Genomic DNA, 22,133 nt, shown 5'->3' with positions numbered 1-22,133 from the left:
TCCGATGCTCAACATGTGCGCGGGGCCTGCTGCATCCTGCGGCAATGGCCGGCGCCGATGATATCACCGTTGATGCTGTGGCTGGTGCAGCGTAGACACCGCCTAGGACACGCGACAAGGGAGCCAGAACGTGCAGGCAGAACGACAGGAAAAGCTCGGCTATCTCGGTCTCGGGCTGATGGGACTGCCGATGACGCGGCGGCTGCTTCATGCCGGCCACAACGTCACGGTGTGGAATCGCTCGCCGGGCAAGGCCGCAGCCCTGGTCGAGGCCGGCGCCACCGCCGCCGCAAAACCCTGTGACGTTGCGGCCGCCGCCGAAATTATCTTCATGTGCCTGACCGACGCGTCGGCGGTGGAGGAAGTGGTGTTTGGCGCCGATGGATTGGCGAGCGTTCCGGGGGACGGAAAACTCGTCGTCGATTTTTCCTCGATCCATCCCGATGCGGCGCGCTCCATCGCGATCCGGCTGAAGGCCGCGAACGGCATGGTGTGGATCGATGCACCGGTGTCCGGCGGCACCAAGGGCGCGGAAGAAGCGACGCTGGCGATCATGGCCGGCGGCGACGCCGCCGACATCGAACGCGTCCGGCCCTATATCATGGCGATGGCCCGCGGCTTCACCCATATGGGTCCGATCGGCGCCGGCCAGACCACAAAACTCTGCAACCAGGTGATCGTCGGCTGTGCCATGGCGGTGCTGGCGGAGGCGACGCGGCTGGCCGTCAATGCCGGCATCGACGCCAAGCGGCTGCCGGAGGCGCTGGCCGGCGGCTTTGCCGATTCGATCCCGCTGCAGCTGTTCGTGCCGCGGATGGTGGCCGGCATCCACTCGCCGCCGCTCGGCCATATCGCGACCATGCTCAAGGACCTAGACACGGTGGTCGACGTCGCCCACGACACGCAGACCCCGGTGCCGATGGCGGCGCTCGCCGCGCAGTTGTTCCGCATGGCCGCTGCGACCCGCGGAACTGACGCCGACGCGCTGGAAATCTACAAGCTGTCGGCGCCGAAAGCATGAAGGTATTGGTGATCGGCGCCGCCGGCATGATCGGCCGCAAGCTGTGCGAGCGGCTGCTGAAGGATGGCCGCATTGGCGATGCCGACATTGCCGACCTCGTGATGGCTGACGCCGTTGCCGGCGATTTCGGCGCCGATGCTTCCTTCGCGCGACATATCGTCGTCGATCTGGCATCGCCCGAGGCGCCGGCGAAGCTGCTGGCGTCACGGCCCGATGTGATCTTCCATCTCGCTGCCATCGTGTCCGGCGAGGCCGAGCAGAATTTCGACAAGGGCTATGCCGTCAATCTCGACGGCACCCGCGCGCTGTTCGAGGCGATCCGCGCCAAGGAAAGCTACACTCCGCGCCTGGTCTATACGTCGTCCATCGCGGTGTTCGGCGCGCCCTATATTGGCCCGATCGCCGACGATTTCTTCCACACACCGCTGTCGAGCTACGGCACCCAGAAGGCGATCTGCGAATTGCTGCTGGCGGATTACAGCCGCCGCGGCTTTTTCGATGGCATCGGCATTCGCCTGCCGAACATCTGTGTGCGGCCCGGCAAGCCGAATGCAGCGTCGTCCGGCTTTTTCTCCAGCATCATCCGTGAACCGCTGGCCGGGCGGGAGGCAATCCTGCCGGTCGATCACAGCGTGGCGCAGACCCATGCCAGTCCGCGCGCCACGGTCGGCTTCCTGCTGCATGCGGCGACCCTCGACAGCGCCCGGCTCGGCGCCCGCCGCAGCGTGATGATGCCGGGCGTGCCCGCAACCGTCGGGCAGCAGATCGCAGCGCTGCGTCATGTGGCCGGCGATGCCGTGGTGTCACGCATCCGTCATGTGCCGGATCCCGCTGTCATGGCCATGGTCGCCGGCTGGCCTGGGACCTTTGAGACGCCGCGCGCATTGTCCCTGGGTTTCAGGGCTGACGACAGTTTCGAATCGATTATTCATAGCCATATTGAGGATGACCTCGGCGGTGCCTTCGTCGGCTGAGGCCAATTTGAACATTCGCGCATTGCGGAAAAGGATCACCGATGGCGCGAGAGCCTGTCGTAGTTGCCGCAGGCGGCATTGTCGTAAAGCGGGGCGCGTCGCCACTGATTGCAGTGGTGCAGATGCGCAAGCGCGCCGACTGGGTGCTGCCCAAGGGTAAGCTGGACCCGGGCGAGGCGCCGCGCGATGCGGCCGAACGCGAGGTGCTGGAAGAAACTGGCCATGCGGTGTCGGTGCACGAGTTTCTGGGAACGCTGGCCTACCCGCTCGGCGAACGCACCAAGGTGGTGCACTTCTGGCGTATGGAAGCCGACGCCGCGCCGAGCCGCAAACTGATGAAGGACATTGCTGCCGTCGAATGGTTGCCGATTGACAGCGCGCTGCTGCGGCTCACGCGCCAGCACGAGCAGGCCTTCCTCGCCCAGGTCGGGCCGCAGGCAATTGCGCCGGACGACGGGGCGCAGCCGCTGCCGCGCCCGCCGCTGGCGCCGGTGGCGGCGCCCGCACCGCGCGACGTGCTGCAAAAGATCTGGCGCTGGCTGGCAGGCTAGCGAGGAGGCGCTTTCTGTCTTCCTCTCCCACCTGCCGGAGCTTCGCTTCGCGCGGGGGAGAAGGAGGAGCCCTCACTTGATCGGTGGCCGCGGCCATTTCGCCTCGCCGGGCTCCATCATGAAACGATAGTCCAGCGAATACCACGGCGCGGATACGTCTGCGGCGGTGGGGTGCGGCTGATCATGGCGCATGAAGCGACCGACCAGCGCCTCGGTGACGCCGAACTGCACGTCGCTGCCGAGGTGGGCATCGTCGTCGGCATAGACCTGCGAGATCACCGTCTTGAAGCCGGGTTTGTAGATCAGTGCATGGACATGGGCCGGCCGGAACGGGTGGCGGTCCTGTGCGTCGAGCAGCCGGCCCACCACGCCGTCGGTGGGAATCGGATAGCCGGCCGGCTTGACCGAGCGAAACCAGAATCTGCCCTCAGCGTCGGTGGTGAATTTTCCGCGCAGGTTGAAGTTCTCCTGGTCGGGGTCCTGGTTCTCGTACAGTCCGACCGGCGAGGAGTGCCAGATGTCGACCTCGGCCGCGGGCACCGGCGCGCCGCCGCGGTCCTGCACCACAGCGGTCATGAATAGCGCCGGGCCCGGGGTGTCGGAGCGGACGATCGAGCCGCCATTGTCGACCCGGGGCGAATTCAGACGCCAGAACGGCCCGAGCAGGCTCTGCGACGTCTCGGTGGTGCCGTTGGCGCCGTTGTTGAGCAGGCAGACCAGCGACGACACCCCGAGCGAGCCGGCCATCAGCACGGCCTCGTTGTGAGTGTCGGTGGTCAGCTTGCCGATCTCGTTGAGGATCGCGGCGGCGTCGCGAAATTCCTCTTCGGTGAGGCGGACGTCGCGGACGAAGCCGTGCAGGTGAGTGACCAGCGACACCATGATCTCGCGCATCCGCGGATTTTTCGTGCGTTCCATCACTTCCAGCACTGCCGGCGTGACGTCTTCTTGTCGCTTGATGGTGGTCATGGCGTGCTCCCGACTTTCTGCGCTTTTCCCACAAGGGAAGAACGGAAGAAAGCAAGACTCGCCTCAAACTTCAGCCTACGCCCCTCTGACAATCACCCCGTACCAGCCCAGCCCCTTGTAGGTTTCGTAGCCCGGTGTGGCATGGAATGCGACCTGGGCGCCGGAGCTTTGGTGGTAGAACCCGCTGCGGCGGCCGTTCAGTTGCAGCGGAATACGCTCGGTCAGCAGGCCCTCGCCGTCGGAGGCTGCGATGACGCGGAAATTGGAGTCCACCAGCAGCACGCGGGTGCGATCGTCGCCGACGCGCACGCCCTCGACGATGGCGCGGGCCTGAGCTTCCCAGTCGAAGTGGATGGCCAGCACGCCGAGAGGCCTGCCATTGGCCTTGCCGCCCTCGCGCACGCTGGCGCAATAGGTCGCCACCTGGGCGTTGTTCAGCAGCGGCTGCTTCTCCACGTCGCCGGCCACATAGTCGTCGCCGGAGCGCAGCTTTCTCGCGTCGCGAAACCATGCTGTGTTGGCGACATTATGGCCGCGGACGTTGAAGCGATCGCCGCGTCCGCTCGCCAGCACGTTGCCGTCGAGATCGCACAGCCACAGGTCGAGATACACGGTGTAGGCGCCGAGGATCACCGCAAGGCGCTCCGAGACATGGGCCACGGTGGAATTATCCGGCGCAGCGGCGCAGTCGACCACCGCAGAATCGGTTGCCCACCAGCGCACGTCGCAGGTGCGCTCATAGAGGTTGCGGTCCATCAGTTCGATGGCGTTCAGCGACAGGTCGACCATGCGCTCGCCGCGCGACCGTTCGGTCATGCGGTCGATGGATTGCATCAGGCTTCCTGTGCGTCCGGTGAGCTGGGTCTCCAGCTCTTTGGCGATGGTCTCGACCAGTTGGCCGACATTGCGTACTTCCTGCGCCACTACCGCGAAGCCCGCGCCGTGGACACCGGCGCGCGAACTCTCGATCAGCGCATTCAACGCCAGCATCTTCATCTGGTTGGTGATGTTCTGGATCGACTTGGTCTTCTCGCAGGCGATCTGGTTGACCTCGGACGTCAGCCGCGCGATCAGCGTCGAGATGTCCGAATCAGTTTCCGTTTCGCCAGGTTGGTTTGTGATCGCCCGCATGGGACTGCTGGCACGATCCATCGTCATAACCATCCCTGGTATCTCCTAATGGGAGCGGTGCACCGTGCCGGCCTGCGCGGTACGCGAATACAATTCCGCTACTTTCCATCATTTCGGCTAATGAGACATTAACCCAGCGGGCGTGTGGACTGCTCGTGAAACGCCAAAAGTGCTTATTCTTTCGGCAATTAGGCCGTTGTTGCAGCCGCCGGTACCTACGCTGGACCGCTGCCGGCGAAAGGTCGGCAACCCGATCTCAATCAAATGCCGGCAAGCTGCGCGTTTCCTGCTCCGGACCATTTCATGACCATGATCGACGACGACAGCAGAGCCACCGCCGCTGAACTGTCAGAGGAACTGATTTTCCTGATTGCAACGGCGCTGACCGACGCGCAGCGCAAACGCGCCACCGACCTGTTTCGCCGATTCGCGCGCCAGATCGAGTCCGAGGCCTGGCGTCGAGGTCGCGACAGCATCACGCCGGTCGTCAGTCCCACGGTCGCTCCAGTGGAGCCGGTGGCACAAGAGAGCGTCGCTGTTGGCGAAGCTGATGGGGCTGCTATCGAAACTGTTAGCGAAACCCTACCGCCCGATTACCGTGTCAGCCTGATCCCGCTAGTCAGCTGGCAGGATTGACGCGTCGCGACAGGCCGGATGACGGCCTTCGCGCATGTATCAATTGGCTTAACTATTTCAGGGCCAAATGGCGTTCGATGATTCGTGCCAGGGTAATCCAGTGACAAATGTGATTCAGTTTCCAGCGCGTGCCGTACTGCAATCTGACGACGACGAACTCGACCTGCTGAGCGCGGTCGACCTGGCGATCCGCGACCTGCGCGAGATCGCGCAGAGCGCAGGCGCCTCGGCGCAGGAGCGCGCCCTCGAATGCCTGTCGATGCTGGAAGGCGCCTACGCCGTGGCGACCGGCGGCTGATCGCGCCTCACCGAACTGCGACGCCATAGTAGTCGTCGATGTCGGCGGTGCCGCGACCCCAGTTCCAGTCATCGGCTCGGCGATGTTTCGGCGCGTCGTTGAGCTGGTCGGTTGTCACCATGGTCTGGTAGCCGCCGAGATCGACATTGTACTTCAGTGACGGCCACGGCAGCGGATAGAAATCGTCGCCGATGCCCAGGAAGCCGCCGAAGCTCAGCACCGCATAGGACACCCGGCCGCTGACTTTCTCGATCATCACCCGCTCGATGGTCCCGATTCGCTCGCCATCGGGCCCGTAGACCGCGGTTCCCTCCACCTTGTCGCTGCCGATCAGGCTCACGGTCTCGCGCGCTTCTGTGGTCATGGTCGTCTCCCGTATCGCTGGTTTTCGCAGAGGCAACGGCAGGGCAGCGTCAGCGTTCCCGGGCTCCGATGTCGCATCGCCCAAGTTGCGGTCGAAGCCATGGACTCCCGAAAATCGTATGCCTATATCCGTGCTTTCCCCTGACCGTGATCGAGCCTCCCGCATGACCACCACCGACATTCCCGCCGCCGAATCCCAGCCGTTCCAGGCCGAAGTCGCCGAATTGCTGCATCTGATGGTGCACTCGGTCTATTCCGAGACCGACATCTTCCTGCGCGAGCTGATTTCCAATGCTTCCGACGCCTGCGACAAGTTGCGTTACGAGGCGATCGCGCAGCCGGATCTGATGGCCGACGGCGCGCCGCTGAGCATCCGGATCGTGCCGAACAAGGCCGCCGACACCCTGACGGTGGTCGATAACGGCATCGGCATGAGCCGCCAGGAACTGATCGACAATCTCGGCACCATCGCCCGTTCCGGCACCAAATCGTTCCTGTCGCGCCTCACCGAGGCCAAGGATGGCGCCGGGCTGATCGGCCAGTTCGGCGTCGGCTTCTATGCCGCCTTCATGGTAGCCGACCGCATCACCGTCACCAGCCGCCGCGCCGGCTCTGAAGAGGCCTTCATCTGGTCGTCGTCCGGCGGTGCCGGGTTCGAGATCGCGCCAGCCAGCGAGGCCGACGCCGCCAGGATCGGCCGCGGCACCGAGATCGTGCTGCATCTGAAAGAGGACGCGAAGAAATATCTCGCAGGGTACGAGATCGAGCGCGTGGTCGGCGCCTATTCCGACAACATCCAGTTTCCGATCATGCTGCAGCCGGACGCCCCGGCAGCCGATTCGGAGCCGAAAGCCGAGGGTGAAGACGAGGCCAAGGACGAAGAAAAGCCCGACAACGAGCCGCGGCAGATCAATTCGGCCAGCGCGCTATGGCAGCGCTCCAAGTCGGAGCTGACGCCGGAGGATTACACCAAGGCCTACAAGTCGATCGCCTCCGCCTGGGACGAACCGGCGATGACCCTGCACTACCGCGCCGAGGGCCGCTATTCCTATGCGGTGCTGCTGTTTGCGCCATCGGCCAAGCCGTTCGACCTGTTCGAGCCGCAGCGCAAGGGCCATGTGAAGCTCTATGTCCGCCGCGTCTTCATCACTGCAGATGCCGACCTGCTGCCATCCTATCTGCGCTTCATCCGCGGGGTGATCGACAGCGAGGACCTGCCGCTCAACCTGTCGCGCGAGATGCTGCAAAACAATCCGCAACTGGCGCAGATCCGCAAGGCGGTCACCACCCGCGTCATAGGCGAGCTGGAAAGCCTCGGTGACAAGGAGCCGGAGACCTTTGCAAAGATCTGGGACGCCTTCGGACCGGTGATCAAGGAAGGCATCTACGAGGATTTCGAGCGCCGCGAAAAGCTGCTGGCGCTGTCGCGTTTCACCACCACGTCGGGCGAGAAGCGCTCGCTGAAGCAATATATCGCCGACCTCAAGCCGAACCAGACCGAGATCTACTATCTGGTCGGCGACAGTATCGAGCGGCTGAAGTCGAATCCGAAACTGGAATCCGCGACCGCCCGCGGCATCGAGGTGCTGCTGCTGACCGATCCGGTCGATGCATTCTGGACCTCGGGCGGCCTCGATTTCGACGGCAAGCCGCTGAAGTCGCTGAGCCAGGGTGACCTCAACCTCGACCTGATCCCTGTCGTTGACGAGGACAAGAAGGACGAGCCGACCTCGGAGACCGACGAGGCTGCCGTCATCGCCGTGATCAAGGAGGCGCTCGGCGATCGCGTCTCCGATGTGAAGGTATCGACCCGCCTCACCACCTCGGCCTCCTGCCTGATCGCCGGCGGCTTCGGACCCGACCGCGCGCTGGAGCGCATGCTGGCGCAGCAGAACCGCGGCGCTGTGACAAAACCGGTGCTCGAGATCAACATGAAGCATCCGCTCGTTGCGGCATTGGCCAAGGCCGACACCGCCAAGGGCGGCGAAGCCGCCGATCTGTCGATGCTGCTGCTGGAGCAGGCGCAGATCCTCGACGGCGAGTTGCCGGAGGATCCCGCGGCCTTCGCCAGCCGCCTGAACCGGCTGGTGCTGCGGGCGTTCTGACACCGAACCTTTTTGGCGCGGCGCCGAAGGCGCCGCGTCTTCTTTGCCGGAGGTTCCCGCCATGAGCAGCGTGTTCGAAAAACTGATCAATAAATATGCCGAGCGCGGCGACTTCGAGCGCCTCAAGGGCTATCAGACCGATCGTCGGGCGATGCTCGAAAGCTTGCAGAACGGCACTTACGACAAGATGCACCTGACCTCCGACAACGACCCTGTGCCGTTGATGGCCGAGATCGAGCGGGAACTCGCCTGTATCGAAGCGGCGCTGCGCCAGCAGCAGTGACAAGAGTGCGTTGCAGCAAATGCTGCGCGCGTGCTTCATCGTGCCAATCGCTGATCCGGTCTGCGCTTTCCAGCTACGCCGAAAGATTAGCTGGGCAGTCACGAACTTCTAAAATAGCCTGCGCCCAATTAAAAATATTGGGAGGCTTGTGATGAAGTTCGGACCTTTGCTGTCGGCTGTTGCGGTATGCAGCCTGTGTCTCGCTGCGCCGGCTCTGGCGCAGGGAACTGCTCAAGGCGTCAAGATCGGAATTCTCAACGATCAGTCTGGCGTCTACGCCGATTACGGCGGCAAGTATTCCGTCGAGGCCGCAAAGATGGCGATCGAGGATTTCGGCGGCGAGGTGCTCGGCCAGAAAATCGATCTGGTCACTGCCGACCATCAGAACAAGCCCGACACGGCGATCGCGATTGCACGCAAGTGGTATGACGTCGACGGCGTCGACATGATCACCGAACTGACCACTTCGTCGGTGGCTCTGGCGGTTCAGGAATTGTCGAAGGAAAAGAAGAAGATCGACATCGTGGTCGGTGCCGCAACCTCGCGCATCACCGGCGATGCCTGCCAGCCCTATGGTTTCCACTGGGCCTATGACACCCACGCGCTCGCCGTCGGCACCGGCGGCGCGCTGGTGGAAGCCGGTGGCGACACCTGGTTCTTCCTCACCGCCGACTACGCCTTCGGCTACGCGCTCGAGCAGGACACCGGCGACATCGTCAAGGCCAAGGGCGGCAAGGTGCTGGGTTCGGTGCGTCACCCGCTCAACTCGTCGGACTTCTCGTCCTTCCTGCTGCAGGCGCAAAGCTCGAAAGCAAAAATCGTCGGCCTCGCCAATGCCGGCCTCGACACCGCCAATTCCATCAAGCAGGCGGCGGAATTCGGCATCGTCGCCGGCGGCCAGAAGCTCGCCGGCCTGCTGCTGACGCTGGCGGAAGTGCACGGTCTCGGCCTGCAGGCTTCGCAGGGACTGGTGCTGACCGAGGCTTATTACTGGGACCGCGACGACAAGTCGCGCGAATTCGCCGAGCGCTTCTTCAAGCGCACCCAGCGCATGCCGAACATGATCCAGGCCGGTACCTATTCGGCGACGCTGTCCTATCTCAAGGCGGTGAAGGCCGCTCGTTCCAAGGACTCCGATGCGGTGGCCAGGAAACTCAAGGAATTGCCGGTGGACGATGCCTTCGCCAAGGGCAACGTGCTGGCCAACGGCCGCTTCGTGCATGACCTCTATCTGTTCGAGGTGAAGAAGCCGTCGGAATCCAGGAAGCCGTGGGACTATTACAAGCAGCTCGCCACCGTGCCCGGCAACAAGGCGTTCCCCACCGCCGCGGAGAGCGGCTGCCCGCTGACGAAGTAAAAGACAATGCGGTCCTTTAACCTCTCCCCGCCCTTTGCGGGGAGAGGTTAATACCCCGTCATCTCCAGATAGCCGACGCCGCTATGGCTGCCGCGCAACGCGATCGGTCCTTCCCAATAGGCAAAGCTCGTCGCCATCCAGCTCATCGGATTGAGCGGCGCGGTGTCGATCGCGACGCCGCGCGATGCAACGACGATGCGCCACGATGTCGGTAGCTTGCGGCCGGCGACCTCGGTGGTGGCCGTTGGCGTCATGGCGATGGCCGTTGAGGCGATCTGCTCGGAGCGGCCATCGGGCGTGATCCAGTTGCCGGAAAAGTAGTTTGCGCCGCTCGCCTGCCGCAGCCGGAACAGCATCAGTTTTTCGCCGGACGAAAGATGCAGCGAGAACCAGTCCCAGCCGGTCTGGTCGGAGGCCAGCGGCTGGCTCGAATACTCACGGTCCATCCATGCCTGTCCGCTGACGTCGATGGTCCGGTCGTCGATCGTCAAGCTGCCCGCGGCCCTGAACCACGGCTGGCTGTAGTAATACGAAGCCTGCCCACGCTCGGATTTCCTGCTGTAGCCGCCGTCACCCTGCAGCACCAGGGGACGATCCGCGTCGAGCCGCAACGCGTAGCTGAAGTCGGCGCCCGACGCCGTGACCGCCAGCGGTGCTAGACTTGCGTCGGACATGCCGTCCAGTCCGCGCATCTCCCAGGCATCGATCCAGGCGCGAAACGGCTGTGCCGTCGCGCCTGCCTGGCCGATACCGCCGCGGGCAAGTGTCTCGCTCGACCGGTGGGTGCCGGCCGATGTCACCGCCGCGTGCCCCATCCAGATCTGCGGATTGGCCCAGCCCTCCGCTTGCGTGCCCGCGGCCATCGCCTGCCGGAACAGTGTCCACTGCACGCCATAGGCGGCGCCGTTGGCGTCGTTGAGATTCGCGGTGAGGTACCACCACTCGATGCGATAGTCCGGATGCGGGCCGTGGTCGGCGGGAAATGACAGGGCCTTGCCCGGCACCACCGCCGCGAATCCTCCGGCGTCGCGGCCGAGGCCGGCAAAGCCCTGTGCCCCCGCGCGCGGCGCGCCGAGGCCGAGGAGTGCAAGGCCGCCGGCAAAGCCACGGCGCGTGATTCGGGGGCTATCGTTCATCGGCAAAGATCTTCACCAGTCGCGCGGGCTGCATCCGCAGCAACCCGATGATCGGCAGTAATGATGCCAGCAACGCGGCCAGCATCGCTACGCCCAGCAATTGCAATAACTGGAACGGAAAGACGGTGAACGGCAGCCGCCAGCCGAAAGCCTTCACGTTGACCACGGCGATCAGGCACCACGCCACCGACAAACCCAGCGGCAGCGCCAGCAGCGACGTGATCAGCGCCACCGCCATGGTCTTGAGCAGTTCGATGGCGGCGAGCCGACGCCGGGTGATACCGATTGCCCACAGCGGCGCCAGTTGCGGCAGCCGCGAATTGCTCAGGGTCAGCAGGCTGGTCAGCAGCGCCACGCCGGCGACGCCGAGGGTAAAGGCGTTCAGCGCCGCCGTGACGGCGAAGGTGCGGTTGAAAATCCGCAGCGACTCCGTCTTCACCGTCGCCTGGTCAGCGAGGTTGCGGCCGTCCAGGCTAAAGCGTTGCTGGATATCGGCCATCAGCTGCGGCACTGCGGCCGGCACGACCCGGAGCCCGAAGCGGGTGCGCGGAATATCGGGGAAGTGCTGGAACAGTGCGTCGACGGCGACGCCAAGCTGACCTTTCGGATTGCCGTAGTCGGCATAGATGGCCACGACGTCGAGTGTCCATTTTCCGGAGGCCACGGGCACCTCGACCTGGTCGCCGATCTTCAGCTTCAGGCGGCGCGACAATTGTTCGCTGATCAACGCGGCGTTGCCGGTCTTCACGCGGTCCCACGCGTCGACCGAAGATTCGAGCAAGGGCCACTGGTCGCGATAGGTGGCGTGATCGGCAAAGCCGAGCAACTCCACCGGCAGACCGGCCAGCTGCACATCGGCGCGGCCACTCTGCAATGTGGCCTGCACTTCCGGGCGGTGCGCCAGCCAAGCCTTGATCTCCCCGGCCTGTGGGTCGCTGGCGGCGTTGAGATAGATCTCCGACGCCAACCGTCCGTTCAGCCAGCCCGTAAACGTGCGGCTGAAGCTCTCCACCATGGTGCCGACGCCGACATTGACCGCCAGCGCCAGCAGCAGCGCCATCAGCGCCAGCGACAGGCCGGACAGTTGCAACCGGCTGTCAGCCCAGAACCACGTGGTCAGCGGTCGCCGCGCCAGCCGTTCGCCGAGCGCCAGCACGCCGCCGAGGATCACCGGCAATGCCAGCGCCGCGCCAAGCAGCAGCGCCGCCAGCACGGCGAAGCCTGCGCTCAGCGAATCGCCGAAGCCGAGGAAGCCGATAGCCGATGCGAAGACGAGAAGTGCGGCGCCGCCCTGCCAGCACAGCCAGCGGTGTTGCGCCTGCTGCCAGGCGTAGGGTTGCGCCGCAACCAGCAAAGGCAGCCGCGCCGCTTTCACGAGACTTGCTGCCGCAGCTGCGACTGCGCCGATCACGGAGATGGCGAGTCCGGCCAGCCACCATTGCGGCTTCAATTGCAGCTGGCCGGGAATATCGGCGCCGTAGAGTCCGCGCAGGCTGGCGGCGACATCGGGCAGCAGCGATGCCGCGATCAGATAGCCGCAGACCAGGCCGACGAGGCCGGACAGCAGCGCGATGCTGACCAGTTCGCTCAGCAACACGGCGTTCAGCATCCGAGCCGACACGCCGCAGGCGCGCACGGTGCGCAGCATCGACCGGCGCTGTTCGAAGGCGAGACCGACGGCGGAATTGACGATGAACAGCCCGACCAGGAACGACAGCAGCCCGAAGGCCGTGAGGTTGAGATGGAAGCTGTCGGTGAGCCGCTGCAGGTCGGTCTCGGCCTCCGGCTCGACCAATCGCAACCGGTCACCGGCGACCGCTTCGAGCGGCGGGCGGGCGCCCTTGGTCTTGCCGATCGCCAGCCGCGAGATCCGATTCGGCATGTGCAGCAGCCGCTGCGCCACGCCGATATCGACGATCAACACGCTCGGCGCCAGTTGCCGCTGCATTTTGAGCGGTGGCAGGGCGCCAGCGCCGGCAATCTCCGGCGTGGCGCCTTCCGGCAGTGCGAGGTCAGCCAGCGTCTCCGGCGCCACCAGCGTCTGGCCGGGCGGCAGCAGGAAAGCCTGCACGCCGGCGCGGCCGATTTCCGGCGTCGCCGTCGTCTCCGCCGGCAGCGTCACCGGCTCGATGCCGAGCAGGCGCACCGAGCGGCCGCCAATGGTGACGCGGCCCTCCAGCATCGGCGACACCGGCCAGCCGGCGCGGCGCAAGTCGACGAACAGCTGTTGCGGAGAAGTGGCCCGGTCGCGGCCGACCAGCATCGCAGTGCGCGCACCGCCGAAGGTTGCCGCTGCGCGATCGTAGCTCGCGCGTGCCTGCTGGTTCAGAGCCTGCACGCCGCTCCACAGCGCGGTCGCCGAAATCAGCCCGACCAGCAAGGTAGCCAGTTGCATCGGGTGTCGGCGCCAGTGGCTCAGCAGCACCGCGAGGACCCACGCTGCGCGTGTCACGCGATCAGCCCGGCATGAAGACGGACCTGACGGTCGAGGGTAGCGGCGAGCCGCGCGCTGTGTGTCACCATCAGGAAGCCGCAGCCGGTGCGCGCCACAAGATCGCGCGCCAGTCCCAGCACCTCGTCGGCGGTGGCCTCGTCGAGATTGCCGGTAGGTTCGTCGGCAAGCAGCAGCAGCGGTTTCGCCGCCAGCGCGCGGCCGATGGCGACGCGCTGCTGCTGCCCGCCGGACAGTTGTTCCGGGTAGCGCTTGAGCAGCAATGCGAGGCCGAGGCGTTCGATGAGTTCCGCATGCCACGCCGCATCATGACGTCCCGCGATGCGCGACTGGAACGCCAGATTGTCGGCTACGCTGAGGCTGGGGATCAGGTTGAACTGCTGGAACACCAGCCCGAGACGGTCGCGGCGCAGCGCGGCGCGTGCCGGGTCGGGCAGGGCGGTCACGACAGTGTCGCCGAGCCGCACCTCGCCGCCGTCAGCCTGGTCGAGGCCGGCGATCAGATGCAGCAGCGTGCTCTTGCCGCTGCCGGATTCGCCGGTCAAGGCGACGCTCTCGCCGGCAGCGACATCGAGGTCGACGCCGCGCAGAACCGCCACCTGTTCCTGGGCCGAGCGATAGGATTTTGTGAGATGGCGGACGGTCAGCATGCCGGTCCATCCTAGCACGCCGGTTTGCGGGGCGTCCCGGGTGGCCGGCTGCCGGATGTTGCGCGAGTGTCACGACACAAGTCCTGGCGCAAATAGGAAGCCAGTCTACAAGTATCGCTGTTCGTCGTCGCGATCGCGCTTGGGGGTGGCGATGTCGCCGTCTTCGTCCTCATCGTCTTCTTCGGCCGGCGGGGGCGGCAATTTTGCCTTGTCGTCCTCTCGGACAGCGTCGCCATCCTCCGGCGTCTTGCGCTTTCCAGTCATCGTGGCGCCTTTCGTGTCGGATCGCACGGGAAAGGTGCTGCTCCGACCTCAATCTGAACGTCATTATGGGGCATATTCGCCGCTAACCAGCAATCTTCCCTGCCTTTTTTCACCATACGGTGCTAACGGGAGCCGAGTTTGCCAGCAATCCCGTTTTCCGGAGCGACGATGAAAAAGCCGAAGATCGAAATGGACGACCCGCAGCCCCGCAAGATCATCCGCGCCGACAAGGCACCGACCGAGGGTTACTCGCTGGTCGTGGACGGCCATTTCAAGTCGCATCACGACACGGTGGAAGCGGCCGAGGAAGCCGGCATGGCCTTGAAGAACAAGTACCCGATGCTGCAGATCCAGGTTTACGATTCCGCGACCAAGACCCGCACCATGATCGAATGGCCGGCTCCGGCGGCCTGAACCGTCAGGTTCTGCGACCGCCGCTCTGCTGACCGGCCAGCCAGTCCGCCAGCGCCGGGGTCTTTTCCGCCTTCTTGCTGCCCGGCTTCGCCGCCGCCTTCTTCTTGACGGTGGTGGCGCGAGGCGGCTCGGCGGCCTCGCGGGCCAGCCGCAGCGCTTTCAGCTTGGCCATGTTGTCAATCACGGCCTTCGCCGCCGCGTCGCGCTCGGATCGCCCGCTTTTGGCGTCGTGGGCGGCGCGTTCGGCCTTGCTGGTGCGCGCTTCCGCGCGGTCGCGATCGTCCTTTGACATCAGGTTGTCTTCTTTTTCTTTGGTTTCGGTTCGACCGGCTTGGCGCGGTCTTCTTCTTCCTTCGCAAGCCGCGCGGCGCGCAGGGTCTCGGTGCGCTTGCGAATCGCAATGTCGGCGGCCGCGATATCGGCCATCGCCTTGATGCCCTCGGCATCCTGCGCCAGTTTGCGGTTCAGCCGGATTTCCTTCATCTCGGCAGGGGTCTTGGGTTCCGGCTCGGTGTCCATGGTGTGCCTCAAAATTGGCCGCGAAGATGGCGTTGCGGCTACTGCTGCGCCACTCCTACCATGAAACATCGCGGCAAAGGCACCCCACCCGTCATATAACCGTGTCGCGCGGGTGTTTCGGGCGTGCAGTACATTCCGTCACAGGAATGCGCCGAGGTTAAATACCGGCCGCAGCGGTACGCTGGTGAACGGCGAGGGAGGGGCGAGGCGTGGCTGAATACGTGATCCAATTCGGCAAGGACGGCGGGCGCATCGAAGCCGACGGTCGGCTTGATGCCAAGGCGTTTCACCGCAATCACGAGGCGATCTGGGGCGTGCTGGCTCCATTTCTGGGCGGAAAGTCAGGCAACGTCGTCGAAGTCGGCAGCGGCACCGGTCAGCACGTGGTCGAATTCGCCGCGCGCAGTCCCGGCATCACCTGGTGGCCGAGCGATTTCAACGAGGCGCATCTCAAAAGCATCACCGCATGGACCATGCATACGCAACGCGCCAACGTCCGCGCGCCGCTGCGCATTGATGTGAGCGAACCCGCGTGGCTCGCGCACATGCCGGAGGGCGCCGCACCGGACCCGCTTTTGGCGGTGTTCTGCGCCAACGTCGTCCACATCGCCCCGTGGCCGGTGACCGAAGGCCTGCTGGCGGGCGCTGCACGCTACCTGCGCGCCGACGGTCGGTTGTTCATGTACGGGCCGTTCAAGCGCGGCGGTCACCATACCGCCGTCAGCAATGCGGTGTTCGACACCAGCCTCCGAAGCGGCAATCCTGAATGGGGCGTCCGCGACGTCGAGGAGCTGGAGCGCGTTGCCGGCAGCGTCGGTCTGAAGCTGATCGAGGTCGTCGAGATGCCCGCCAACAATCTTATCCTGGTTTTTGGAAGGATCGCGGAAGGCTGAAGCGTCCGATGCATGGGGCTGCCTCGTTTGCGCGTGTTGATTGCCGGTTGGCCGGGCTTCATAGTCCGCGGCGAAGCAACAAGGCCCGGACATACCGGGCCGCATCCGGGTGGATTCCCCCAAATGATCGATGTGACCGGCACACCCGAACTGTTCGATGACGCGCGGGCACGCTCCAATGTGCTGCGGCTGGCGGTCGCCCAGGCGCTCGCCGGCGCCAATTCGGCGGTGATTTTCGCCACTGGCGCCATCGTCGGTTCGACGCTGGCCCCCGATGCGTCCTACGCCACGGTACCGATCTCGATGTATGTGGTCGGCCTGGCCTGCGGGACCTTGCCGGTCGGTGCGATTTCCCGTGCCTACGGCCGTCGCGTCGCTTTCATCATCGGCAGCGGCTGCGGCGCGCTGTGCGGCGCGCTCGCTGCCGTGGCCATCCTGCGCGGTTCGTTCGCGTTGTTCTGCTGCGCCACCTTCTTCGGCGGGCTGTATGGCGCGGTTTCGCAATCCTATCGCTTTGCTGCCGCCGACGGCGCCAGCGTCACGTATCGTCCGAAGGCGGTCTCATGGGTGATGGCTGGGGGCGTCTTCGCCGGCGTGCTCGGGCCACAGCTGGTGCAGTGGACCATGGATGTCTGGCCGCCTTACCTGTTTGCGTTCAGCTTCACGGCGCAGGCACTGGTGGCGCTGATCGCCATGGCGCTGCTGTCCACCGTCGATGCGCCGAAGCCCGCAGCCGCGGATCTCCATGGCGGCAGGCCGCTGGCCGTGATCGCGCGGCAGCCGCGCTTCATCGCCGCGGCGATCTGCGGCGTAGTGTCCTATTCGATGATGAACCTGGTAATGACCTCGGCGCCCCTGGCGATGAAGCTGTGCGGACTGCCGCTCAGCGATTCAAACTTCGGCCTGCAGTGGCATATCGTGGCCATGTACGGACCGAGCTTCTTCACCGGATCTCTGATCGCGCGCTTCGGCGCGCCCCGCATCGTCGCTGCCGGCCTCGCGCTTGAAGCGCTGGCGGCAACCATCGGCATGTCGGGCATCACCACCATGCATTTCTGGTCCGGGCTGGTGATCCTGGGCATCGGCTGGAATTTCGGCTTCATCGGCGCCTCGGCGCTGGTGCTGGAAACCCACCGGCCGCAGGAGCGCAACAAGGTGCAGGCGTTCAACGACTTCCTGGTGTTCGGGCTGATGGCGGTGGGGTCGTTCTCGTCGGGCCAGCTGCTGGCGAATTTCGGCTGGTCGACGGTCAATGCCGTCGTGTTCCCGCCAATTCTCCTCGGTCTGATCGTGCTCACGCTGGCGGGTTTTGCCAAGCGACGTTCGTTGCAACAGGCGGGATCGATTCCGGAGCCGCTTTAGGCGGAGACGACCTACGACGTCAGCGGCCGGGCGGCGGTCTCGAAGCTGTCCCGCGGCCAGGTGATCTGCACCACGGCGCCATGATCCGGGAAGGTGCGGTTTGCGAATGTCACTTTCGCACCGGTGCGCTCCAGCAGCGTGCGCGCAATGAACACGCCGAGCCCGAGGCCGCCATGCCCGCTTTGGGCATCGTCGGAGCTGCGCCGCCGCGACAAATAGGGCTCGCCGATCCGCTTCAGAAGGTGCGGCGGAATGCCCGGTCCATCGTCCGAGATCGAGATCACCACGGTTTCCGCGTTCCACCAGGCGTTCACCTCCACCGTGCCGCGGGCAAAATCCACGGCATTCTCCAGGATGTTGCCGACGCCATAGAGAATCGCGGGGTTGCGCATGCCGACCGGCTCCGCCGCGCCAGTCACCGCGATGCGAATCCTGATGGCGACGCCGAAATCGCGGTGCGGGGCCACGGCTTCCTCGATCAGCGTGGACAGTGGCATCCGGTCGAATGGCGCGCCGCTCGACGACAGCTGCGTGATCTTGGAGAGAATATCGCGGCAGCGCTGCGCCTGTTCGCGCAGGGTCTTGAGATCCTCGGTGAGGGACGGATTGTCGTGCACGGTCTTTTCGAGCTCGCGCGAGATCAGGAAGATGGTGGACAGCGGCGTGCCGAGTTCGTGCGCGGCCGCGGCGGCAAGGCCGTCGAGCTGGGTGAGGTGCTGCTCGCGGGTCAGCACCAGCTCGGTCGCCGCCAGCGCGTCGGAGAGCTTGCGTGCCTCCTCGGTGACCTGGAATGCGTAGAGGCTGGTGACACCGATCGCCAGCAGGATCGAGAGCCAGACGCCGAGCAGATAGATCTGCGGCAGTACAAGGGGCTCGTCGGCGTCCCATGGCAGCGGCAGGTGAAAGAAAGCCAGCAGCGTGGCGCAGGCGGCCGCGAGCACGCCGAGTGCGATGGTCAGCCGCGTCGGCAGCGCGGTTGCGGAAATCAGCACCGGGGCGAGAAACAGGAACGAGAACGGATTCTGCAAGCCGCCGGTGAAGTACAGCAGCGCCGCCAGTTCGGCGATGTTGAGCGCCAGCAGCGCCGCCGCATAGGCCGGTTCCAGCCGCTGCATCGGATTGAACACGGTCTGCAGCGCCAGATTGAGCGCTGCAGAGAGTCCGATGACAATGACGCAGGGAATGATCGGAACGTCGAAATCGAGGCCCTGGACCACGACGAAGATCGCCGCGAGCTGTCCCAGCGCTGCCAGCCAGCGCAGCCGCAGGATGGTATCCAGTCGTACGTAACGGCGCGGATGGCGAAGGTCGGACGCATCGAAATCGGTCATGCCGCAATTCTATCTGCATGATCAGCCGATCACAAACCGGAGCCGTCGGCGAACGGGCCTTGCATCGTGCGCTTCGATGCCGCAAGGAACGGCCCGCATGGTGATCGAAACCACATCCGCTCCCGAGCTGCGCGCAGCCGTCCCGGCCGGACCGGCGGCGATCGAGGTCGCGCATCTGGTCAAGGTCTACAAGGCCACCCGTGCCGTCGATGACGTCTCGTTCCGCATTGCCCAGGGCAGCATCACCGGCCTGCTCGGCGGCAACGGCGCCGGCAAGACCACGACCATCGCCATGATCATGGGGCTGGTGCTGCCGACCTCCGGCAACGTTCGTGTGCTCGGCTGCGCCATGCCCGAGCAAAGCGCGAGCGTGCTCGGCCGGATGAATTTCGAAAGCCCTTACGTCGACATGCCGATGCGGCTTACGGTGCGGCAGAATCTCACGGTGTTCGGCAAGCTCTATGCGGTTCCCGACCTGCGCGGACGGATCGCTGAGCTGGCCGAGGATCTCGATCTCGGCGATTTCATCGATCGCGCCAACGGCAAGCTGTCGGCCGGCCAGAAGACCCGCGTGGCGCTGGCCAAGGCGCTGATCAACCGGCCGGAGCTGCTGCTGCTCGACGAGCCGACGGCGTCGCTCGATCCCGACACCGCGGACTGGATCCGGCAGCATCTGGAGAACTACCGCAAGACCCACAACGCCACCATCCTGCTGGCGTCGCACAACATGCTGGAGGTCGAGCGGTTGTGCGACCGCGTCATCATCATGAAGCGCGGCCGGGTCGAGGACGACGACAGTCCGGCAAACATCATGCTGCGCTACAACCGCAATACGCTGGAGGAGGTGTTCCTCGACGTCGCCCGCGGCCGGGTCCAGGACCCCGCACCATGAGCATTGTCGAAACCCGCAACGGCATTGCCCTGCACCGCATCAACGCGATGGTTCTGCGCTACTGGTACCTGCTGCTGTCGTCGTGGCCGCGGCTGCTGGAACTGATCTACTGGCCGGCGCTGCAGATCATCACCTGGGGCTTCCTGCAGAATTACATCTCGCAGAATGCCGGGTTCTTCGCCCAGGCCGGCGGCACGCTGATCGGCGCGGTGATCCTGTGGGACATCCTGTTCCGCGGCCAGCTCGGTTTCTCGATCTCATTCCTTGAGGAGATGTGGGCGCGCAACCTCGGCAACCTGATGATGAGCCCGCTGAAGCCCATCGAGTTCCTGATCGCCCTGATGATCATGAGCCTGATCCGGCTGGCCATTGGCATCATTCCGATGCTGCTGCTGGCAGTGATCTTCTTCAACTTCAACATGCTCGGGCTCGGCCTGCCGCTGATCGCCTTCTTCTGCAATCTGATCTTCACCAGCTGGTCGGTCGGGATCTTCGTGTCCGGTCTGGTGCTGCGCAACGGGCTCGGCGCCGAGAGCATCGTGTGGACGCTGATGTTCGCGCTGATGCCGCTGGCCTGCGTCTACTACCCCGTGTCGGTGCTGCCGCACTGGCTTCAGGCCGTGGCCTGGACGCTGCCGCCGACCTATGTGTTCGAAGGCATGCGCTCGTTGCTGATCGATCACGTGTTTCGAACCGATCTCATGCTGACCGCCCTGGCGATCAACGCGGTGCTGTTTATTGTCTCATTCGTGGTGTTTCTCCTGCTGCTGAGAAGTGCACGCCGCGTCGGCTCGCTGGTATCGGGCGGCGAATAAGACCAGATTTCCAGGGAAAACACGGGGTTTTGCGCTGCAATCGCGGCAGCTGTGCCAATCGACCGGTTGACGCTTTCTTATGCAGTCCCCACTATCTTGCGGTGCAGAATAATCGTCAGTGAGGAAGAAATGCCGATCGGTGAATTTGGCAGGCCGCCCGACCTGCCATCGGAAGTAAGTCCGGCGCTGACCACGCCGATGTACTGGATGTATGAGATGGCGCATGCGTCGCTCAATCCGGCGCGCGCGGTGACCGATGCCACCAAGCTGCTGTTCCAGCATCCGCTCAATCCCTTCAGCCACACGGACTTCGGCAAGTCCGTCGCCGCCGGCTGCGAACTGTTCGAGCGCACCACGCGCCGCTACGGCAAGCCGGAATGGGGCCTCGACGATACCGAGGTGAACGGCGTGCGCACGCCGATCGAGATCCGTTCTGTGTGGGAGAAGCCGTTTTGCCGGCTGCTGTATTTCGATCGCAAGCATCCCCGCCCGCTGCGTGCGCCGCAGCCGCGCGTGCTGATCGTGGCGCCGATGTCCGGCCACTACGCGACGCTGCTGCGCGGCACCGTCGAGGCGTTCTTGCCGACCCATGAGGTCTACATCACCGACTGGGCCGACGCCCGGATGGTGCCGATCTCCGAGGGCCGCTTCGACCTTGAGGACTACATCGATTACGTCATCGAGATGCTGCACGCCTTGGGCGGCAACATGCATGTGATCGCGGTATGCCAGCCCTCGGTTCCGGTGCTGGCTGCGGTGTCGCTGATGGAAGCCGAAGGCGATCGCTTCGTGCCGGTCTCGATGACGCTGATGGGCGGGCCGATCGACACCAGGCGCAATCCCACCGCGGTGAACAATCTGGCCGCCGAGAAGGGCATCGACTGGTTCCGCAACCACGTCATCACCAAGGTGCCGTTTCCCAATCCGGGCGTGATGCGCGATGTCTATCCGGGCTTCCTGCAGCTGAACGGGTTCATAAGCATGAATCTCGACCGCCACATGGACGCGCACAAGAACCTGTTCAATCACCTGGTGCAGGGCGACGGCGACCTCGCCGACAAGCATCGCGACTTCTACGACGAATATCTGGCCGTGATGGACCTCACCGCCGAGTATTATCTGCAGACCGTCGACACCGTGTTCGTCAAGCACGCGCTGCCGAAGGGCGAGATGGTCCACCGCGGCCGGCGCGTCGATCCCTCTGTCATCACCCACGTGGCGCTGATGACGGTGGAGGGCGAGAACGACGACATCTCCGGGCTTGGCCAGACCGAAGCGACCCATTCGCTGTGCACATCGATCCCCGACGATCGCCGTGTGCACTACGTGCAGAAGGGCGTCGGGCACTACGGCGTGTTCAACGGCTCGCGTTTCAAATCGGAAATCGTGCCGCGCATTTCGGATTTCATGTTGTCGGCGGCGCATTCGAAGCAAACTGCAGACGCTGCTGAGTAGAAGTTCCGCATCACATAAGCAGGGACATCGCATCGACGATGTTGCTGTGTGACTCGATGCTTGCGCGCGCGGTTCGACTCGAAACCGCGCGCGTTAACCCTCTGAAATAGCGCCAGGAAATCGGCGTCAGCAGTCCGCTTGAAGAAATGAGGAAAATCTCATTTCTTCAAGCGATGAATCTATGTTGATTTGAATCAAGATTCCTGTTCCAGCCTACATCGGGTAGGTGACGTCGTTCAGGCGGCCCCTGTATATTGGGCAA

General features: G+C 64.6%; 24 protein-coding genes. 14 read left to right on the top strand and 10 right to left on the bottom strand.

Annotation, left to right across the window (positions count from 1 at the left end; genetic code table 11):
* The first annotated feature begins 178 nt into the window (after window positions 1-178).
* The 3 genes from ONR75_RS31925 to ONR75_RS31915 are packed head-to-tail and all read left to right on the top strand — an operon-like array spanning window position 179 to window position 2,546.
* Window positions 179-1,021, top strand: coding sequence for an NAD(P)-dependent oxidoreductase (locus ONR75_RS31925; RefSeq protein ID WP_265083879.1), 843 nt, complete (start codon window positions 179-181; stop codon window positions 1,019-1,021).
* Window positions 1,018-1,995, top strand: coding sequence for a D-erythronate dehydrogenase (gene denD / locus ONR75_RS31920; RefSeq protein WP_265080770.1), 978 nt, complete (start codon window positions 1,018-1,020; stop codon window positions 1,993-1,995). Before ONR75_RS31925 ends, denD begins: the two co-directional genes overlap by 4 nt.
* A gap of 41 nt (window positions 1,996-2,036) precedes the next feature.
* The gene (locus ONR75_RS31915) at window positions 2,037-2,546 is read left to right on the top strand and encodes an NUDIX hydrolase (RefSeq protein WP_265080769.1); all 510 of its coding nucleotides are present in this window, start codon (window positions 2,037-2,039) and stop codon (window positions 2,544-2,546) included.
* 72 nt (window positions 2,547-2,618) lie between these two features.
* On the opposite strand, the gene ONR75_RS31910 is transcribed toward ONR75_RS31915, so the two are convergent.
* Window positions 2,619-3,515: a dioxygenase gene (locus ONR75_RS31910; RefSeq protein WP_265080768.1), complete on the bottom strand. Its 897-nt coding sequence runs from the start codon at window positions 3,513-3,515 to the stop codon at window positions 2,619-2,621.
* A gap of 75 nt (window positions 3,516-3,590) precedes the next feature.
* Complete coding sequence (locus ONR75_RS31905) at window positions 3,591-4,646, bottom strand: methyl-accepting chemotaxis protein (protein WP_413776552.1); 1,056 nt, start codon at window positions 4,644-4,646, stop codon at window positions 3,591-3,593.
* A 303-nt stretch (window positions 4,647-4,949) separates the two neighbouring features.
* On the opposite strand from ONR75_RS31905, the gene ONR75_RS31900 reads away from it, so the two are divergent.
* On the top strand, window positions 4,950-5,282 hold the full coding sequence (locus ONR75_RS31900) for a hypothetical protein (RefSeq protein WP_265080767.1): 333 nt from the start codon (window positions 4,950-4,952) through the stop codon (window positions 5,280-5,282).
* A 100-nt stretch (window positions 5,283-5,382) separates the two neighbouring features.
* The gene (locus ONR75_RS31895) at window positions 5,383-5,580 is read left to right on the top strand and encodes a hypothetical protein (RefSeq protein WP_265080766.1); all 198 of its coding nucleotides are present in this window, start codon (window positions 5,383-5,385) and stop codon (window positions 5,578-5,580) included.
* A 7-nt stretch (window positions 5,581-5,587) separates the two neighbouring features.
* Here ONR75_RS31895 and ONR75_RS31890 read toward each other — a convergent pair whose 3' ends face one another.
* Entirely contained in the window at window positions 5,588-5,944 is a 357-nt protein-coding gene (locus tag ONR75_RS31890; protein WP_265080765.1) for a PRC-barrel domain-containing protein, read from the bottom strand.
* 163 nt (window positions 5,945-6,107) lie between these two features.
* On the opposite strand from ONR75_RS31890, the gene htpG reads away from it, so the two are divergent.
* The 3 genes from htpG (at window position 6,108) to ONR75_RS31875 (ending at window position 9,688) form a co-directional block, all read left to right on the top strand.
* Window positions 6,108-8,048: a molecular chaperone HtpG gene (gene htpG, locus ONR75_RS31885; protein WP_265080764.1), complete on the top strand. Its 1,941-nt coding sequence runs from the start codon at window positions 6,108-6,110 to the stop codon at window positions 8,046-8,048.
* Between the two features lie 61 nt (window positions 8,049-8,109).
* Entirely contained in the window at window positions 8,110-8,331 is a 222-nt protein-coding gene (locus tag ONR75_RS31880) for a hypothetical protein (RefSeq protein WP_265080763.1), read from the top strand.
* 151 nt (window positions 8,332-8,482) lie between these two features.
* Window positions 8,483-9,688 carry an ABC transporter substrate-binding protein gene (locus tag ONR75_RS31875; RefSeq protein ID WP_265080762.1) on the top strand — a complete coding sequence of 402 codons (1,206 nt, stop codon included), beginning with the start codon at window positions 8,483-8,485 and terminating at the stop codon, window positions 9,686-9,688.
* 47 nt (window positions 9,689-9,735) lie between these two features.
* Here ONR75_RS31875 and ONR75_RS31870 read toward each other — a convergent pair whose 3' ends face one another.
* From ONR75_RS31870 to ONR75_RS31855, 4 genes are all read right to left on the bottom strand, one after another.
* On the bottom strand, window positions 9,736-10,824 hold the full coding sequence (locus ONR75_RS31870) for a lipocalin-like domain-containing protein (protein WP_265080761.1): 1,089 nt from the start codon (window positions 10,822-10,824) through the stop codon (window positions 9,736-9,738).
* On the bottom strand, window positions 10,814-13,276 hold the full coding sequence (locus tag ONR75_RS31865; RefSeq protein WP_265080760.1) for an ABC transporter permease: 2,463 nt from the start codon (window positions 13,274-13,276) through the stop codon (window positions 10,814-10,816). The genes ONR75_RS31870 and ONR75_RS31865 overlap by 11 nt, the downstream gene beginning before the upstream one ends.
* Complete coding sequence (locus ONR75_RS31860; protein WP_265080759.1) at window positions 13,273-13,926, bottom strand: ABC transporter ATP-binding protein; 654 nt, start codon at window positions 13,924-13,926, stop codon at window positions 13,273-13,275. Before ONR75_RS31860 ends, ONR75_RS31865 begins: the two co-directional genes overlap by 4 nt.
* Window positions 13,927-14,031: 105 nt before the next feature.
* On the bottom strand, window positions 14,032-14,190 hold the full coding sequence (locus ONR75_RS31855; protein ID WP_265080758.1) for a hypothetical protein: 159 nt from the start codon (window positions 14,188-14,190) through the stop codon (window positions 14,032-14,034).
* A gap of 168 nt (window positions 14,191-14,358) precedes the next feature.
* Here ONR75_RS31855 and ONR75_RS31850 point away from each other — a divergent pair, with 168 nt between their 5' ends.
* Window positions 14,359-14,604 carry a hypothetical protein gene (locus ONR75_RS31850; RefSeq protein WP_265080757.1) on the top strand — a complete coding sequence of 82 codons (246 nt, stop codon included), beginning with the start codon at window positions 14,359-14,361 and terminating at the stop codon, window positions 14,602-14,604.
* A gap of 4 nt (window positions 14,605-14,608) precedes the next feature.
* On the opposite strand, the gene ONR75_RS31845 is transcribed toward ONR75_RS31850, so the two are convergent.
* Complete coding sequence (locus ONR75_RS31845; protein ID WP_265080756.1) at window positions 14,609-14,896, bottom strand: hypothetical protein; 288 nt, start codon at window positions 14,894-14,896, stop codon at window positions 14,609-14,611.
* Window positions 14,896-15,123, bottom strand: coding sequence for a transcriptional regulator (locus ONR75_RS31840; RefSeq protein ID WP_265080755.1), 228 nt, complete (start codon window positions 15,121-15,123; stop codon window positions 14,896-14,898). The genes ONR75_RS31845 and ONR75_RS31840 overlap by 1 nt, the downstream gene beginning before the upstream one ends.
* Before the next feature lie 209 nt (window positions 15,124-15,332).
* Here ONR75_RS31840 and ONR75_RS31835 point away from each other — a divergent pair, with 209 nt between their 5' ends.
* Both ONR75_RS31835 and ONR75_RS31830 read left to right on the top strand, forming a co-directional pair.
* Complete coding sequence (locus ONR75_RS31835; protein ID WP_265080754.1) at window positions 15,333-16,016, top strand: class I SAM-dependent methyltransferase; 684 nt, start codon at window positions 15,333-15,335, stop codon at window positions 16,014-16,016.
* 123 nt (window positions 16,017-16,139) lie between these two features.
* Window positions 16,140-17,378 (top strand): MFS transporter, encoded by a 1,239-nt coding sequence (locus ONR75_RS31830; RefSeq protein ID WP_265080753.1) that lies wholly within the window; start codon window positions 16,140-16,142, stop codon window positions 17,376-17,378.
* An 11-nt stretch (window positions 17,379-17,389) separates the two neighbouring features.
* Here ONR75_RS31830 and ONR75_RS31825 read toward each other — a convergent pair whose 3' ends face one another.
* A complete protein-coding gene (locus tag ONR75_RS31825; RefSeq protein ID WP_265080752.1) occupies window positions 17,390-18,709 on the bottom strand; it encodes an ActS/PrrB/RegB family redox-sensitive histidine kinase in 1,320 nt (439 codons plus the stop codon).
* A 97-nt stretch (window positions 18,710-18,806) separates the two neighbouring features.
* Here ONR75_RS31825 and ONR75_RS31820 point away from each other — a divergent pair, with 97 nt between their 5' ends.
* The 3 genes from ONR75_RS31820 (at window position 18,807) to ONR75_RS31810 (ending at window position 21,871) form a co-directional block, all read left to right on the top strand.
* Window positions 18,807-19,601 carry an ABC transporter ATP-binding protein gene (locus tag ONR75_RS31820; protein WP_265080751.1) on the top strand — a complete coding sequence of 265 codons (795 nt, stop codon included), beginning with the start codon at window positions 18,807-18,809 and terminating at the stop codon, window positions 19,599-19,601.
* Window positions 19,598-20,416, top strand: a complete 819-nt coding sequence (locus tag ONR75_RS31815; protein WP_265080750.1) for an ABC transporter permease — start codon at window positions 19,598-19,600, stop codon at window positions 20,414-20,416. The genes ONR75_RS31820 and ONR75_RS31815 overlap by 4 nt, the downstream gene beginning before the upstream one ends.
* A gap of 129 nt (window positions 20,417-20,545) precedes the next feature.
* Window positions 20,546-21,871, top strand: coding sequence for a polyhydroxyalkanoate depolymerase (locus ONR75_RS31810; protein ID WP_265080749.1), 1,326 nt, complete (start codon window positions 20,546-20,548; stop codon window positions 21,869-21,871).
* Window positions 21,872-22,133 lie beyond the last annotated feature (262 nt).

Source organism: Rhodopseudomonas sp. P2A-2r (genome assembly GCF_026015985.1).
Lineage (GTDB): Bacteria > Pseudomonadota > Alphaproteobacteria > Rhizobiales > Xanthobacteraceae > Tardiphaga.
Note: the sequence above shows the minus strand (reverse complement) of the source record. Positions and strands in the feature narration are given on the sequence as shown.

What these genes read in the sequence shown, in the direction of transcription:
- ONR75_RS31905 (WP_413776552.1), bottom strand. Translation starts at nt 4,646, where the DNA reads ATGCGGGCGATCACAAACCAACCTGGCGAAACGGAAACTGATTCGGAC.
- ONR75_RS31830 (WP_265080753.1), top strand. Translation starts at nt 16,140, where the DNA reads ATGATCGATGTGACCGGCACACCCGAACTGTTCGATGACGCGCGGGCA.
- ONR75_RS31845 (WP_265080756.1), bottom strand. Translation starts at nt 14,896, where the DNA reads ATGTCAAAGGACGATCGCGACCGCGCGGAAGCGCGCACCAGCAAGGCC.
- ONR75_RS31870 (WP_265080761.1), bottom strand. Translation starts at nt 10,824, where the DNA reads ATGAACGATAGCCCCCGAATCACGCGCCGTGGCTTTGCCGGCGGCCTT.
- ONR75_RS31925 (WP_265083879.1), top strand. Translation starts at nt 179, where the DNA reads ATGGGACTGCCGATGACGCGGCGGCTGCTTCATGCCGGCCACAACGTC.
- ONR75_RS31860 (WP_265080759.1), bottom strand. Translation starts at nt 13,926, where the DNA reads ATGCTGACCGTCCGCCATCTCACAAAATCCTATCGCTCGGCCCAGGAA.
- htpG (WP_265080764.1), top strand. Translation starts at nt 6,108, where the DNA reads ATGACCACCACCGACATTCCCGCCGCCGAATCCCAGCCGTTCCAGGCC.
- ONR75_RS31875 (WP_265080762.1), top strand. Translation starts at nt 8,483, where the DNA reads ATGAAGTTCGGACCTTTGCTGTCGGCTGTTGCGGTATGCAGCCTGTGT.
- ONR75_RS31810 (WP_265080749.1), top strand. Translation starts at nt 20,546, where the DNA reads ATGCCGATCGGTGAATTTGGCAGGCCGCCCGACCTGCCATCGGAAGTA.
- denD (WP_265080770.1), top strand. Translation starts at nt 1,018, where the DNA reads ATGAAGGTATTGGTGATCGGCGCCGCCGGCATGATCGGCCGCAAGCTG.
- ONR75_RS31815 (WP_265080750.1), top strand. Translation starts at nt 19,598, where the DNA reads ATGAGCATTGTCGAAACCCGCAACGGCATTGCCCTGCACCGCATCAAC.
- ONR75_RS31900 (WP_265080767.1), top strand. Translation starts at nt 4,950, where the DNA reads ATGACCATGATCGACGACGACAGCAGAGCCACCGCCGCTGAACTGTCA.
- ONR75_RS31880 (WP_265080763.1), top strand. Translation starts at nt 8,110, where the DNA reads ATGAGCAGCGTGTTCGAAAAACTGATCAATAAATATGCCGAGCGCGGC.
- ONR75_RS31915 (WP_265080769.1), top strand. Translation starts at nt 2,037, where the DNA reads ATGGCGCGAGAGCCTGTCGTAGTTGCCGCAGGCGGCATTGTCGTAAAG.
- ONR75_RS31840 (WP_265080755.1), bottom strand. Translation starts at nt 15,123, where the DNA reads ATGGACACCGAGCCGGAACCCAAGACCCCTGCCGAGATGAAGGAAATC.
- ONR75_RS31850 (WP_265080757.1), top strand. Translation starts at nt 14,359, where the DNA reads ATGAAAAAGCCGAAGATCGAAATGGACGACCCGCAGCCCCGCAAGATC.
- ONR75_RS31820 (WP_265080751.1), top strand. Translation starts at nt 18,807, where the DNA reads ATGGTGATCGAAACCACATCCGCTCCCGAGCTGCGCGCAGCCGTCCCG.
- ONR75_RS31910 (WP_265080768.1), bottom strand. Translation starts at nt 3,515, where the DNA reads ATGACCACCATCAAGCGACAAGAAGACGTCACGCCGGCAGTGCTGGAA.
- ONR75_RS31890 (WP_265080765.1), bottom strand. Translation starts at nt 5,944, where the DNA reads ATGACCACAGAAGCGCGCGAGACCGTGAGCCTGATCGGCAGCGACAAG.
- ONR75_RS31855 (WP_265080758.1), bottom strand. Translation starts at nt 14,190, where the DNA reads ATGACTGGAAAGCGCAAGACGCCGGAGGATGGCGACGCTGTCCGAGAG.
- ONR75_RS31825 (WP_265080752.1), bottom strand. Translation starts at nt 18,709, where the DNA reads ATGACCGATTTCGATGCGTCCGACCTTCGCCATCCGCGCCGTTACGTA.